We start from the raw sequence: 15,033 nt of genomic DNA, 5'->3' as shown, positions 1-15,033 counted from the left end.
GATATTCGGGAATTGTTGTATCTTTCAATTCGTGATATACTTAATCTGCCAAGATGGTATATCAGTGAATCTGATTATCAGAGAACTTGCTCAGATATTTTATCTGGGCTTTTTCTTTTTGTCTGTCAGTAGTCATAGCTTTTGCTCCTTACACAAATCTCCTTGTAGGAATAATAATGATTTCAAATTTGCTTCCGTCCTCTAATTCAAGAAGAATCACATAATCTGAATCTCGATCAGGTAAAATGGAACTTATCTTCAACTTTTTACTGTAGTTAATTGCATCGAATATTTTTCCGACTACTTTCTTTGTTTTCATTTGCTTCTTTTCCTCCGTATTAACGTTTATTGTCCAGCATCTCAGCAACTTTTTTCTGCTGTGACGGGTATAGATGCCCATAAGTGTTCAATGTCATCTGAATATCTTTGTGCCCCAGCCTTTCCTTGATAATCAATGGCTCTACCCCTTGATAAATAAGATAAGCCACATGACTGTGCCGGATATCATGCACTCTGATTGGTTTTACACCAGTCAATGCTTCATATTTTTTGAGACGTTTCTGCAGTGTTCTCGCCACAATCGGGAACAACCGCTGATCTTCCGGAAATCCATAATGCTTCTTTGCATACTCCTGTACCTCTTCCTTAAGAAAATTGGGAATATCAATAGTACGGACCGAATTTTCTGTTTTTGGAGTATCAATCACATCTCTTTTCTTGATCCGGTTATAGGTCTTATTGATATGCAGGAGATTTCCACTCATATCAAAATCCGAAAGACTCAATGCTAGAAGCTCTCCTTCCCTAATTCCTGTCCAGAACAGAATTTCAAATATCAGATAATCTTCACTCCCCGGCTCAATCCCGGCGATAAATCTGTCATATTCTGCTTTCGTCCAGAACTCCAGCTTATTTGCATCCGATTTCCCTATCTTTTTTACTTTCTTACATGGATTTTCCTTCAGATTGTAAATTTTCTGTGCATGATTAAACAGTGCATTTAACTGATTCTGGATCATACGCTCATAAGTCTTGCTGTATCCTTTTTCCTGAATGGCATTCTGCCACTGGATAATCTCTGCCGGTGTAATTTCATTCATTTTTCTTGTTCCAAAATATGGAACAATGTGCTTGTTCATCATGTGCTGCTTATTACGGATTGAATTTTCTTTCAGTTCATTCTTTTTATCTTCAAAATAGACTTGAATAAAACTGTTCATCTCCATTTTCATATCCGCTGCAGTCTTTCTTATGAATTCCTTTTCATAATTCAATGCTTCTTTCTTTGTCTTGAACCCTCTTTTCAGCTTCTGCGTTTTCTTACCTGTCCAGTCAATATAGCGGAAGCTCACATACCAGGTTCCCTGTGTTTTGTCCTTGTAAGCTGACATCTTAAAACCTCCTTCACACTGCTCTCTGAGAGCACCCATAAAATTTTGTTTCCCAGTAGGGACGTGGAATCTTTCCACGAACTGCCACATATCCTTCCTTTGCCAGTTCATCATTAAGCTGCTTCAGAATGGAATATGCTTTACTACGTTTCACGCCTAATTCTTCCATGACATCATCAACAGTCATCATATAATTAGTTCTCATAGCGTCCTCCTTTCCAGTCACTTTTGTGACTCTTTCGTTGTTCTCTTATAATAATTCACTTTTGTGAATTTGTCAATAAACATTTGCGAATTTATTTTTTCCATTCCATCCTGTATTTTTGAAATCCTCGAAAATCAACCTCTTTTGCATCATTCACTTTTGTGCTAAAATAAAATCACAAATATCATTAAGGAGGCAGCATTATGGTTGGTAAAAAAATCCGGGCATTCCGGGAATTTAGAGGATACAGTCAAATACAGTTAGCCGAGCTGTCCGGCATTAACGTAGGAACGATCAGAAAATATGAACTGGGAATCCGGAATCCAAAACCGGATCAGTTAGAAAAGATAGCAACTGCACTGGGATTAAATGTAAGTGTTTTTCTGGATTTTAATATTGAAACAGTCGGAGATGTACTCTCTCTGTTGTTTTCTATTGATGATTCAGTGAACCTCTCACTTGCTGAAACACCTGATCAGAAGGTTGCGCTGACATTCGATAATCCTACAATGCAGGACTTTTTCAGGAAATGGTGTCAATTTAAAAATATCTATGAAAAGGAAAAAGCTGAAATATTAGCTATCGAAACTGAAGATAAAAGACAGGAAGAACTGGATAAACTGAACGCTACCCAGGAAGAATGGAAACTACGTGCCATGGGAACTACGATAGGTTGTCATACCATCGTTAAGAAGGGCACTGAAGGTAATGACATCAAGACCTATGATCTGACTTAAGGAGGTATTAAATCATTTTGCAGAACACACCTGATTATCTATTCCATTATACAAATATTGAAACTCTCTCACTGATTTTAGCAAATCGTACATTTAGACTAACGTCTTTAAATCAGCTGGACGATCTTCAAGAGAAGGAAACTGGCGATACTCCTAATTTTGGTCAATTTTGTTATGTAAGTTCTTGGACTGATGACGAAACAGAAAGCATTCCTATGTGGAACATGTATTCATCTTTAGAGTCTGGAATTCGTATTAAATTAAGAGCAAATCCTTTTAAACTTTATAAAAATAGCCCTAATGATATCTCGAAAATAAAGCTTTTATCAATAATTGATTCTTCTACTGAAGCTTTTCAACAATCATACATCCCTTTGCGGCGTATGCTAGAACAACAATTTTCATGCTTACATGCCATGACTCCGTCATTTCTTCATCAGGTCAAATACACAAATGATCAAGCTAAATTATATCCTAATCTTATACTTAAGCACGATAACCAAATATTAATGATGCCAGATCAATTAGGATTATATAAAAACAAATACTGGAGTTTTCAAAAAGAGTGGCGTTACAAATTAATGTGCTTTCCTATAGGACCGGATAATTCTATGGAACAACTCAACATCATGGCTTCATTAATGGTAAATGGTATAGTAAAACAACCTTTTTCTTATTATGATTTAAAATTGGATGATGATGCCTTTTCACATATGGAAATAACATTAAGTCCTAAAATCAGTCCCGGTTATCGTCTTATAGTAAACAGCCTTATCGAAAAATATAATCCTACTGCTCAAATTTATAACAGCAGTTTAATTGGATTAGTATGATTTTGTTATCATTCTGTTATCACAAACGGTTGTCAGGATACTCTCCCGGCAACCGTTTTTCTATACTGTTCGTTATTCTTTTCCACTCTTTTTTATATTTCCACGCAACAGAAAAACCCCGGAAGCCTTTCGGCTCCGGGGTAATCTTACGCTTGGACACAATGAGCATTACTGCTCTAATCTATATTAAGATTTAATTACTCGATAACTGTAGCAACACGGCCTGATCCTACAGTACGTCCACCTTCACGGATAGCGAATGTAAGACCCTGAGCCATAGCGATTGGGTGAATCAGTTCGATTGTCATTTCTACGTTATCACCAGGCATGCACATTTCTGTACCTTCTGGTAACATACAAACACCTGTTACGTCTGTTGTTCTGAAGTAGAACTGTGGACGGTAGTTGTTGAAGAATGGTGTATGACGACCACCTTCGTCTTTTGTCAGAACGTAAACCTGAGCTGTGAATTTTGTATGGCATGTGATTGTTCCTGGTTTAGCAAGAACCTGTCCTCTTTCGATTTCGTTTCTCTGAACACCACGAAGAAGAGCACCGATGTTATCACCAGCCTGAGCTTCGTCTAACAGTTTACGGAACATTTCGATACCTGTTACAACTACTTTACGTGTTTCTTCTTTCAGACCAACGATTTCAACTTCTTCAGATACATGAAGAACACCAGCTTCTACTCTACCAGTAGCAACTGTACCACGACCTGTAATAGAGAATACGTCCTCTACAGGCATGATAAAGTCTTTATCTGTATCACGCTGTGGGTCTGGAATCCAGCTGTCAACAGCGTCCATTAATTCCATAATCTTATCGCCCCATTCTCCGTTTGGATCTTCAAGAGCTTTTAAAGCAGAACCCTGGATAATTGGAGTGTCATCACCTGGGAATTCGTACTCATTTAAGAGTTCACGGATTTCCATATCTACTAATTCAAGTAATTCTTCATCGTCAACCATATCACATTTGTTCATGAATACAACGATGTAAGGAACACCTACCTGACGGGAAAGAAGGATATGCTCTTTTGTCTGAGCCATAACACCGTCTGTAGCAGCTACTACTAAGATAGCACCGTCCATCTGAGCAGCACCAGTAATCATGTTCTTAACGTAGTCAGCATGTCCTGGGCAGTCAACGTGAGCGTAGTGACGTTTTTCTGTTTCATATTCAACGTGAGCTGTAGAAATTGTGATACCACGTTCTCTTTCTTCCGGAGCTTTATCGATGTTTTCGAAATCTGTAGCTGTGTTACCAGCAACTCTTGCTGCAAGAGTTTTTGTGATAGCAGCTGTTAAAGTTGTTTTACCATGGTCAACGTGTCCAATGGTACCAATGTTACAATGCGGTTTGCTTCTTTCAAATTTAGCTTTAGCCATTTTGAATGTCCTCCTTGTTTAACATGCGCCCCGTTTGGGCAAATAGTTTTTTTGATTTTGTTGCCTCATAACGAGGCGGTTGATATAGTCAACCTGCTATCCTTGATTATATTGCAAATCAAGGATATTTGCAAGTTTATTTTAACTATTTCTTATTTGTCAGCTTTTCCTGACAGAACCTTTTCCTGTACAGATTTTGGAACTGGTTCATATTTTTCAAAGAACATGGAATAGTTACCACGGCCCTGTGTTCTGGAACGTAAGTCTGTTGCGTATCCGAACATTTCAGCCAGGGGAACGAATCCGCGAATCATCTTACCACCGCCGATATCGTCCATACCTTCGATACGTCCACGACGGGAGTTGATATCACCGATAATATCACCCATGTAATCTTCCGGAGTTGTAACTTCAACTCTCATGATTGGCTCAAGAAGTACTGGTGACGCTTTTGCCATAGCATCTTTAAATGCAAGAGAACCTGCAATGTGGAATGCCATTTCAGAAGAGTCGACTTCATGGTAAGAACCATCATATACGTTAGCATGAACGCCTACTACCGGGAATCCACCCAGAATACCAGCTTTCATAGCTTCTTCGATACCTTCGCCAACTGCAGGGATGTATTCCTTCGGAATAGCACCACCAACAACTGTGGATTCGAACTTGAACAGTTCTTCACCGTTGGCATCCATAGGCTCGAATTTAACTTTACAGTGACCGTACTGTCCACGACCACCGGACTGTTTTGCATATTTGCTGTCAACATCTACAGCTTTTGTAAATGTTTCTTTGTAAGCAACTTGAGGAGCACCTACGTTTGCTTCTACTTTGAATTCACGAAGCAGACGGTCTACGATGATTTCCAGGTGAAGCTCACCCATACCAGCGATGATTGTCTGTCCTGTTTCTTTATTTGTATGAGCACGGAATGTTGGGTCTTCTTCAGCAAGTTTTGCTAAAGACTCACCTAATTTACCCTGACCAGCTTTTGTCTTAGGCTCGATAGCAAGCTCGATAACTGGTTCTGGGAATTCCATAGACTCCAGAATTACCGGATGCTGTTCGTCACAGATTGTATCACCTGTTGTTGTAAATTTCAAACCAACAGCTGCTGCGATATCACCGGCATATACTTTATCTAATTCCTGACGTTTGTTAGCGTGCATCTGAAGGATACGTCCAACACGTTCTTTCTTTCCTTTTGTAGAGTTCAGAACATAAGAACCGGAGTTGATTGTTCCTGAATATACACGGAAGAATGCAAGCTTACCAACAAATGGGTCAACCATGATTTTGAATGCAAGAGCTGCAAATGGTTCATCATCTGAGGAATGTTTTTCCATTGGGTTTCCATCTAAGTCTGTACCCTGAATAGCAGGTACGTCTACCGGTGATGGCATGTACTCAATGATAGCATCGAGAAGCTTCTGAACACCTTTGTTTCTGTAAGCTGTACCACAGCAAACAGGAACAGCAGCACATTCGCATGTACCTTTTCTCAGTGCAGCTTTTAATGCTTCTGTAGAAGGTTCTTCGCCTTCCAGATATTCCATCATTAAGTCATCGTCTAATTCGCAGATTTTCTCTACCAGTTCTGTACGGTACAGTTCTGCGTCTTCTTTCATGTCTTCCGGAATATCTACGATAGAAATATCATCACCTTTTTCATCATTGTAGATGTAGGCTTTCATTTCAAATAAGTCGATGATTCCTTTGAATTCATCTTCTTTACCGATTGGTAACTGAATGCAGATAGCATTTTTACCTAATCTTGTTTTAATCTGTTCTACTGCGTTGTAGAAGTCTGCACCAAGGATGTCCATCTTGTTGATGAAAGCCATACGAGGTACATTGTAAGTGTCAGCCTGACGCCATACGTTTTCAGACTGTGGTTCAACACCGCCCTTAGCACAGAATACACCTACCGCACCATCAAGTACACGCAGAGAACGCTCAACTTCTACTGTAAAGTCAACGTGTCCCGGTGTATCAATGATGTTGATACGATGCTCTAATGCACCTGGTTTCGGTTTGCAGTTTTCCTGCAGAGTCCAGTGGCATGTAGTAGCGGCTGAAGTAATTGTGATACCTCTTTCCTGTTCCTGCTCCATCCAGTCCATGGTAGCAGTACCTTCATGAGTATCACCGATTTTATAGTTTACACCGGTATAGTACAGAATACGCTCTGTTGTGGTAGTTTTACCAGCATCAATATGCGCCATAATACCGATGTTTCTGGTTCTCTCTAATGGATATTCTCTTCCAGCCAATTGGATTTCCTCCTCTTAGAAACGATAGTGAGCAAATGCTTTATTTGCCTCAGCCATCTTATGCATGTCTTCTTTCTTCTTAACAGATGCACCTGTGTTGTTCATTGCATCTAATAATTCATTAGCCAGTCTTTCTTCCATTGTTTTTTCTCCTCTTTTACGGGAGTACAATGTAATCCAGCGAAGAGCTAATGCCTGACGTCTGTCTGCTCTTACTTCGATAGGTACCTGGTAGGTAGCTCCACCGATACGTCTTGCTTTAACCTCTAATACAGGCATGATGTTGTTCATTGCTTCTTCAAATACTTCGATTGCTGGTTTTCCAGCTTTTTCTTCCACTCTGGCGAATGCACCGTAAACAATTTTCTGAGCTACACCTTTCTTACCGTCCAGCATAATGCTGTTAATAAGTTTAGTAACTACCTTGCTATTGTACATTGGGTCAGCCAGAACGTCTCTTTTCTGAGTATGTCCTTTACGTGGCACGTTACTTCCCTCCTTAATCATTTCCGATTAAATCATAGGTACTCACACAAACTATTCTGTATGTTCGCACTCGGTAACTTCTCTATATAAACCCGCAGCCACTCCTGGGCTTATGGAATCCCGGTACAATTTTAATAGTTCTTTGTGACTTCTATGAATTCATCATAATAAAAGCCTCTGATTTGCTTTTACTATTTCTGGATTTTTAAAAGTTACTTATTATTTTTTAGGTCTCTTAGCACCGTATTTAGAACGAGCCTGGCGTCTGTTAGCAACACCTGCTGTATCTAATGTACCACGAACGATGTGGTATCTGGTACCTGGTAAGTCTTTTACTCTACCGCCTCTGATAAGAACAACGCTGTGCTCCTGTAAGTTATGACCTTCTCCAGGAATGTAGCTTGTTACTTCGATTCCGTTGGAAAGACGAACTCTGGCGATTTTTCTAAGAGCAGAGTTAGGTTTTTTAGGTGTAGCAGTTTTAACAGCTGTACAAACACCTCTCTTCTGTGGAGAAGACATATCAGATGTCTTTTTCTGTAAAGAGTTGTAGCTCTTCTGAAGTGCAGGTGCTGTAGACTTTTTAGCTGTAGTCTGACGTCCTTTTCTTACTAACTGGTTAAATGTTGGCATTCCTTTCACCTCCTGTAAAATTTGCACGTCCTTCTTTCTACTAAGAAGGAACTAGTGGCTGCCAGTTATTCAATTCTGAATAAACTTTTTTGCACACAAAAAACTTACGTCTTTTATGCACGCTCTCTCATTATAGCCACGAAAAAAGCCTGTGTCAAGGGCTTTTTTTATTTTTTCTCCTGTAAATCCCTGTCCCTAAAAGCTGTTTTTCCTCTTTATAAAATCAAAACAGAAAAAAAGCCGCCCCGTGAACTGCATACAGAAAACTCTCACGAATTTCCTCTGCCTTTCACCGGACAGCCCCTTTACTTTTCAGTCTTTTCTTTATTGCCTATTATCTGTTCTGATAATCCTCTGCTGTGTAATCTTCTAACGGATTCCAGTTTTTAAATTCAAAATCTGCTGCTGAAACCTCTGCTCCGGCTTCCTGTGCCTTTGCAATGCCACTTTCCCATTCTTTCTGGGTGTTTTCAGCCAGTGTTTTCAGAGATTCTTTATAATCAGTCTTTCCTGTAAGAACACCCTGCACAATCTGTCCCAGGTTTGGAGATACTTCTGTAATGTTTGCGTATACAACTGCTGCATCTGCGTTTCCTACGATTGGATCCGGGCAAAGTTTACCCTGTTCCAGAGCCAGTGTGTAGTAATCTTTCATAACACCGTCTTTCATGTATTTTTCATTTACGCCTTCAATTGCAGATACAAAACCACCGTCTTCTACAACGCCTGCCTGATATTCTTCAGAGTAAAGTCCCTGGAGATATTTTGCTGCCAGTTCAGGATTTTCAGATGTTTTGGAGATACCCATCCATGGCTGTGCGCCGATGTAAGGAAGTCCGCCCTTAGCACCGTCGTCCGGTACCGGCATTTCCATAACGCCAAACTCTAAATCCGGGTTTTCTTTTTCCCATGTGGAAATACACCAGGAACCCTGAATCAGGAATGCTGCCTGATTCTGTGCAAACAATGCTCTTGCTTCCGGCGCTGCCAGGTTTGCAGAATCCGGGTGGAAGCTGCCGTCCTGAGCCAGTCCGCTGTAGAAATCAAATGCCTGAATCATAGCGTCGGAATCTAATACGTTCTTTCCGTCTACCATGCTGATAACGCCGATATCATTGGATTTGCTGCCTGCCAGACAGGATAATGCACGGATTGCGATTTCCAGTCTGTTTACCTGTTTTCCGCCTTCAATCATACCATAATATTTGCCTTTTCCGGCTTCTGTAACCTGTTTGCAGACTTCTCTGAATTCGCTCCAGGTTTTTGGAAGATTGTTTGTATCCACACCTGCGTCTTCCAGCACAGTCTTGTTGTAGAACACCAGGGTATTTACAATGTTTGCAGATTCCGGAAGTACATAAACTTCTCCGTCCATAGTGGTAATACCTTCATTTAATGCACCTTCTGCAAAGGTATCAAAAAATCCGTCTTCTACATAGTCATTCATTGGCATGTACCAGCCCTCTTCTACTGCTGTAGAAAGTTTCACACCACTTGGAAGTGCAAATAAGTCCGGCGCTGTATTTGCTTTAATAGAAGAGTTAATAGTTGTCTGATACTGGTCGCCTGCCAAAACCGTATACTCTACTTTACAGTTATTCTCTTCTTCAAATTTTTTGTTGTACTCTTCTCTTCTTGCTTTTGTAGAGTCACTCATATCTACAACCTGAAGTACAACCTCTCCGTCCCCTTTGGACTCTTTGGAATCTTCCTTCTTTTCAGAAGATGTTTCCTGTTTTGCTTCCTCAGAGCTTCCACCCACCTGAGGACCGCAACCTGCTGCTGATAAAACCATCAGACCAGCCATAGCTAATGCTGCTATTCTCCTTTTCATGTTAAAATACCTCCTTGAATTAAATATATAATATTTTTTTGTTTCTCAGCTCTTAACTGCACCTGCAACACCGTCTACAAAGTACCTCTGCAGACAGATGAATATCAGGATAATTGGCAGCACCGCAATACATGCGCCTGCCGCAATACCTGTCCAGTCTACTACGTTTTCGCCTCGGAGTGCGTAAAGACCAACGGCAAGGGTACGAAGTTCCGGTCTGCTTAAGGTTACAATCAATGGCAGAAGGAAAGAGTTCCATGTCCAGATGAACTGCATAATCACAACCGTTGCCATAATGGGTTTTGCAAGAGGGAACATGATGCTGGAATATGTTTTCAGAAAGCCGCTGCCATCAATGGTTGCAGCCTCTTCCAGTTCCTTGGGGATTCCTCCATAAAAACTGGAAAACAGCATCAGGAAAATCACATGACCGCCTCCGGCTTCCGCCAGAATCAGACCCAACAGATTCTGTTCCAGTCCCATTTCCTTTAATAGTTCGTAAATAGGAATTACTGTAAATACCAATGGAATGGTAATACTTGCCATAAAAATTCCCATGGTAAGTTTTTTGCCTACAAAGGTATATCTTCCCATAACATAACCTGCCGCAGAAGTTGCCAGAAGAACAATGACCACAACGCTGACCGTTACAATAATGGAGTTCTTAAAATACACGCCAAAATTTGCATTATTCCATGCTCTCACATAATTGTCAAAATTCAGACTCTTTGGTATCAGACTCAAACCGCTGGCAAAGAACTCGTCCTGCGTTTTCAAAGATGCGGTAATCATCCAGATAAAAGGGTATATCCAGATAAGCGCCACTACGGAAAGCAGTACATAAATCACAGATCTTCCAATTTTTCCTGCAATTCTTCCTTTTTTCATAATGAATTTTCTCCTTTCCTAAACATTTCTCTTCTTATTAAAATAAGCCTTCACCAGATTCAGAACAATACCAATGATGACTACCATAAGTCCAAACATCAGCGCTGCCGCACTTGCATAGCCAAGACGCGGGCTTCCGGTTGTACTGGAATAAGCTGTTCTGTATACAAAGGTTGCTACTACATCAGTTGCAAAGTACGGACCGCCATTTGTCATGGTCTGTACAATATCAAATACCTTCAGAGAACCGATAACGCAAAGCACTGCAATGACGCCGCCGATTGGAAGAATCAATGGAAAAACAACGTCTGTAAAAGTTCTGAACTTACCTGCGCCGTCAATTTTTGCGGCTTCGTATACGTCCTGGGATACGCTCTGCAAAGCTGCAATCCAGTAAATCATATAAGTACCTAAATCCTTCCAGATACCGATAAGCACTACGGTAAACAGCGCTGTTTTTTCATCGCCAAGGAAGTTAATAGTATCAATGCCAAGCATGGCTAAGACCTGATTCACAGGACCTGTTCCGCCGAAAATGAAAATCATGATAATTCCCACAATGGAAGCTGTTGTAACTACCGGAATAAAATACATGGTACGGAACACGGTTGCACCCTTGCGGATAATGCTGGTTAATATGTAAGCAATCACCAGGGAAAGTACCAGCTGAATGGGAACGCTTAAAAACATATACTTAAAGCTGTTCGCCACAGAGTTGTAAAACAACGGGTCTGCCAACAATTCCTTAAAGTTTCCCAGACCTACAAAGGTTGCATTCATAGTCATACCGGACCAGTCCAGTAAAGAGTACCATGCACTTGTAATAATGGGATAACCCTGAAACAGAATGTAAAGAAGCACTGTAGGAAGCATAAATACCCAACACCATGCATTCTTTCGCAAAATGCGTTTTTTCCTTACAGAATTCATGGCTTTGAATTCTGCCAAAGTTGTTTTCGTTTTCATATAGCCCTCCATTTATTTATTTTATATAATTATCTTTTTTGATTTTTTCTTTTCGTTTCCATGGGTATAATATACTATGTTATGAGCAATAAATCAACATTTATTTAACATTTTGTTAAATATAGTCAATTTCACTATGTGTTTTATGTATAATTTTCACATATACTTTTTATTTTCTTTTCGATATAATCAATATACAATTTATTACTTTTAATAATCAAATCACGGAGGGAGTAAAATGTATATCCGAATAGATTGTACATCTAATTCTGAAACAGTTTTATTTGCTGGTTCCGAATTAAAATATTACTTATCAAAAATAAATAATACCATTGCTTTTTCAAAGGATACCGACGCAGAAGAGGATAAAAATTGTAACAGAATCCTGCTTGGACTCTTTCCGGATTCTGAATGTTCCTCTGATGACGATGCATATGAAATAGAAATTTCTCATTTAAACGGGCATATCAAAGGCAGTAATCCCCGTTCTGTACTCCTGGGCATGTATCGGTATCTCACGCTTCTGGGCTGCCGCTTTCTAAGGCCTGGAAAAGAGTATGAATGGATTCCTTCTATCCCCCATATAGAAGAAATCCACATTTCCCGCCGCCAAAAGGCACTTTACCGTCACAGAGGCGTCTGTATAGAAGGGGCTGACGCACCTGAAAACATTCTGGAGTTTATTGACTGGCTTCCAAAGCTGGGCTACAATTCCTTTTTCCTGCAATTTGAACTCCCTTACGCTTTTTTAAACCTGTGGTACTCCCACAAAAACAACCCGCTGCTTACCCCTGAGGAGTTCACCCTTGAAAAAGCCGCCGAAATTTCCCTTCTTATTGACCGGGAACTACAGAAAAGAAATTTAAAACACCATCGTGTAGGACATGGCTGGACCTGCTCTGTCTTAGGCCAGAATACCCTGGGCTGGGTTTCCTCTGATGCCAGATTAAGCGATGAGCAGCTTTCCATGACAGCGCTGGTAAATGGAGAAAGAGGCTTTTATAAGGGAATCCCCATTAACACCAACCTGTGCTATTCAAGTCCAAAGGTGGTTTCCTCGTTTGTAGAAAAGGTTACCACTTATGCACAGATGCACCCGGAGGTAGATTATCTCCACATCTGGCTGGCAGACGCTTTTAACAACCACTGTGAATGCCATGCCTGCAAGAAGCATCTGCCTTCTGACCTGTATGTACACCTTTTAAACGAACTGGACAAAGCGCTGTCTGAGAAAGGTCTGACAGTTAAAATCGTATTTTTAATTTACGAGGAACTTTTATGGGCGCCTGAAAAAGAGCAACTTGCAAACCCTGACCGCTTTGTAATGATGTTTGCCCCCATAAGCCGAACCTTCCTTCACTCCTACGAGATTCCCGATGAATTTCCGGCGCCTCCTGAATATCAGCGAAATCAGATTACACTTCCCGTTAATCTGGGAGAAAATCTGTCCTTTTTGGCACAGTGGAAAAAGGTCTTTAACGGAGAATCCTTTGACTACGACTATCCTCTGGGAAGAGCCCACTATGGAGATATGGGATATGTACACATTGCTCACATTATTTATGAGGATATCCACCGCTTAAAGGATTTACATCTGGACGGATACATCAGCTGTCAGGAGCTTCGCTGTTTCCTGCCCAACGGACTCCCCAATTATATAATGGGAAACTGTCTGTTTGGAACAGACGCTTCTTTTGAAGAATTGGCAGAAGAATATTTCCAGGCTGCTTACGGAGAAAACTGGAAGGATTGCCTTACCTATTTATCAGAGCTGTCCTCCCTGTGTGACTGTGACTACTATAATGGTAAAAACAGTCGGCTGAATCCTCAGATAGCCGCAAATATGGAAACACTGTCTAATAAAGTTCAGAGTTTTCGCGGAAAATACTTTACGAAAAAAGAGCTTCTCGCAGTACCTGTACAGCAGCTTTTTTGGAAACACCTTGACTACCACAGCCAATATTGTATATTATTATCAAAAGCCCTCTCTTTTCTTGCAAAAGGCATGAAAAAAGAGGCAGAGGACGCCTGGAAGGACTTTACACATTACATCTGTTCACAGGAACAGACTTTCCAGAAGGCATTAGACGTTTATCGGGTTGTGGAAGTTTCCACAAATTATACAGGCTTTCCTCTTATCGAAGAATTTTAGTATGTACAGATACAGGAGGTTTCGCAGACTATGACCACTCAGGAAAACAGAAGTACCATTCTGGAATATATTTTTCGCCATGCTCCGGTTGCCCGTTCAACCATTGCAAAAAAAACGCAGATTACCCCTGCCACAGTAACTTCTATCACCGGAAATTTTATTCAGGAGGGTATTATACGGGAAATCGGCTCAGACGAAACACAGGGAGATTCCTCTCCCGGACGAAAAAAAATTCTGTTGGACATTGTGCCTGACCGGGTTTATGCCATGGGAGTGGAGTTTACCATGCGTCATGTGCGATTTCTCATCTGTAGCCTTCGAGGTATTTCTGTTTTTCAGACTTCTGCTCTTTTAGAAACAGAGGTAAAGGAGAACATTACAGAATTTCTTATACATAAAATTACGGAAATCTTAGACAGACTTCCTGAAATATCCAAATCACTCATTGGTATCGGCATTGCCGTTCCCGGACATATTGACCCCCAGCAGGATAAGGTGACTATAAACTCTTCCACCTATCCCGGCTTCAGCGGAAAGGAACTGAAAAATCGCCTCCCTTTCCCGATTATCTGTGAAAACAATGTGCGCTGCATGGCATTCGGCAGGTATTTGTTTGACAAAACCTCCCCGGAAACCTTTGCTTTTTTCCACATTGGCTTGGGTATGTTCTGCGCCATGATGAAGGATAGCCACCTCTTTCAGGGAACGAATTATTACGCCGGAGAAATCGGACATACCATTGTAAATCCGGAAGGCAAAAAGTGCGAATGCGGCAAACGGGGCTGCCTGCAGACCTATTGCAGTGAAACCTGGCTCTTAAAATACTGCCGGCTCCTCTACGAAAGCAACGCCAATACGGTTCTGACCTCTCTCAAACCTTCTTCCGAGGATCTGACCATAGAGGATATTTCAAAAGCCTTTTCTCTGGGCGATCCACAGATAGGAAATTATATTTCCACTGCACTGAAATATCTGGGAATTACCATTTCCAATCTGGCAATCATTATGAATCCCGACAGGATTTACCTGCACTGCTCTCTGTTTTCCAATAAAGAAATCAGTGAAGAGCTTATGGACTATATCAAACAGCAGCTTCTCTTTGTGGACGACCCCACAGACCAGACCGTACAGATTGTACCTTACAACCCTTTTGAAGGACCGAAAGGTGCCGCTGCTTATGCTATTAAGAACTTTTACATTGATACCATATAAAAAAGGCACGGAAAACTTTTCATTCGTTTTCC

Annotated in this window: 14 protein-coding genes; 4 read left to right on the top strand and 10 right to left on the bottom strand. The window is 40.8% G+C overall.

From position 1 onward, the window contains the following. Nucleotides 1-148 precede the first annotated feature (148 nt). From DQQ01_RS16000 to DQQ01_RS01635, 3 genes are read right to left on the bottom strand one after another with little or no spacing between them, the layout of a single operon-like run. On the bottom strand, nt 149-319 hold the full coding sequence (locus DQQ01_RS16000) for a hypothetical protein (protein WP_009243121.1): 171 nt from the start codon (nt 317-319) through the stop codon (nt 149-151). Between the two features lie 19 nt (nt 320-338). Further along, nucleotides 339-1,391 carry a site-specific integrase gene (locus DQQ01_RS01640; RefSeq protein ID WP_111917902.1) on the bottom strand — a complete coding sequence of 351 codons (1,053 nt, stop codon included), beginning with the start codon at nt 1,389-1,391 and terminating at the stop codon, nt 339-341. Between the two features lie 13 nt (nt 1,392-1,404). Next, entirely contained in the window at nt 1,405-1,596 is a 192-nt protein-coding gene (locus DQQ01_RS01635; RefSeq protein ID WP_009243123.1) for a helix-turn-helix domain-containing protein, read from the bottom strand. 203 nt (nt 1,597-1,799) lie between these two features. Here DQQ01_RS01635 and DQQ01_RS01630 point away from each other — a divergent pair, with 203 nt between their 5' ends. Beyond that, a complete protein-coding gene (locus DQQ01_RS01630) occupies nt 1,800-2,333 on the top strand; it encodes a helix-turn-helix domain-containing protein (RefSeq protein WP_111917901.1) in 534 nt (177 codons plus the stop codon). A 17-nt stretch (nt 2,334-2,350) separates the two neighbouring features. Further along, on the top strand, nt 2,351-3,166 hold the full coding sequence (locus DQQ01_RS01625) for a DUF2971 domain-containing protein (protein WP_111917900.1): 816 nt from the start codon (nt 2,351-2,353) through the stop codon (nt 3,164-3,166). A 197-nt stretch (nt 3,167-3,363) separates the two neighbouring features. Here the strand turns inward: DQQ01_RS01625 and tuf are convergent, their stop codons facing one another. The 7 genes from tuf to DQQ01_RS01585 form a co-directional block, all read right to left on the bottom strand. Further along, nucleotides 3,364-4,557, bottom strand: a complete 1,194-nt coding sequence (gene tuf / locus DQQ01_RS01620; protein ID WP_111917899.1) for an elongation factor Tu — start codon at nt 4,555-4,557, stop codon at nt 3,364-3,366. 152 nt (nt 4,558-4,709) lie between these two features. Then, complete coding sequence (gene fusA / locus DQQ01_RS01615) at nt 4,710-6,830, bottom strand: elongation factor G (protein ID WP_111917898.1); 2,121 nt, start codon at nt 6,828-6,830, stop codon at nt 4,710-4,712. 15 nt (nt 6,831-6,845) lie between these two features. Further along, entirely contained in the window at nt 6,846-7,316 is a 471-nt protein-coding gene (rpsG, locus tag DQQ01_RS01610) for a 30S ribosomal protein S7 (RefSeq protein ID WP_207657634.1), read from the bottom strand. Between the two features lie 219 nt (nt 7,317-7,535). Further along, nucleotides 7,536-7,949, bottom strand: coding sequence for a 30S ribosomal protein S12 (gene rpsL, locus DQQ01_RS01605; RefSeq protein ID WP_111917896.1), 414 nt, complete (start codon nt 7,947-7,949; stop codon nt 7,536-7,538). Between the two features lie 334 nt (nt 7,950-8,283). Then, nucleotides 8,284-9,783: an ABC transporter substrate-binding protein gene (locus tag DQQ01_RS01595; RefSeq protein ID WP_111917894.1), complete on the bottom strand. Its 1,500-nt coding sequence runs from the start codon at nt 9,781-9,783 to the stop codon at nt 8,284-8,286. 45 nt (nt 9,784-9,828) lie between these two features. Beyond that, the gene (locus tag DQQ01_RS01590) at nt 9,829-10,671 is read right to left on the bottom strand and encodes a carbohydrate ABC transporter permease (protein WP_111917893.1); all 843 of its coding nucleotides are present in this window, start codon (nt 10,669-10,671) and stop codon (nt 9,829-9,831) included. Between the two features lie 18 nt (nt 10,672-10,689). Beyond that, on the bottom strand, nt 10,690-11,637 hold the full coding sequence (locus DQQ01_RS01585) for a carbohydrate ABC transporter permease (protein ID WP_111917892.1): 948 nt from the start codon (nt 11,635-11,637) through the stop codon (nt 10,690-10,692). A 238-nt stretch (nt 11,638-11,875) separates the two neighbouring features. Between DQQ01_RS01585 and DQQ01_RS01580 the strand changes: the two genes are divergently transcribed. Together DQQ01_RS01580 and DQQ01_RS01575 are read left to right on the top strand one after the other, a co-directional pair. Next, the gene (locus tag DQQ01_RS01580; protein ID WP_111917891.1) at nt 11,876-13,789 is read left to right on the top strand and encodes a DUF4838 domain-containing protein; all 1,914 of its coding nucleotides are present in this window, start codon (nt 11,876-11,878) and stop codon (nt 13,787-13,789) included. A 30-nt stretch (nt 13,790-13,819) separates the two neighbouring features. Then, the gene (locus DQQ01_RS01575) at nt 13,820-15,001 is read left to right on the top strand and encodes an ROK family protein (RefSeq protein ID WP_111917890.1); all 1,182 of its coding nucleotides are present in this window, start codon (nt 13,820-13,822) and stop codon (nt 14,999-15,001) included. Nucleotides 15,002-15,033: the final 32 nt, after the last annotated feature.

The sequence above is a fragment of the Blautia argi genome, assembly GCF_003287895.1.
GTDB lineage: Bacteria > Bacillota > Clostridia > Lachnospirales > Lachnospiraceae > Blautia > Blautia argi.
This window is presented reverse-complemented; position numbering and strand designations above follow the sequence as displayed.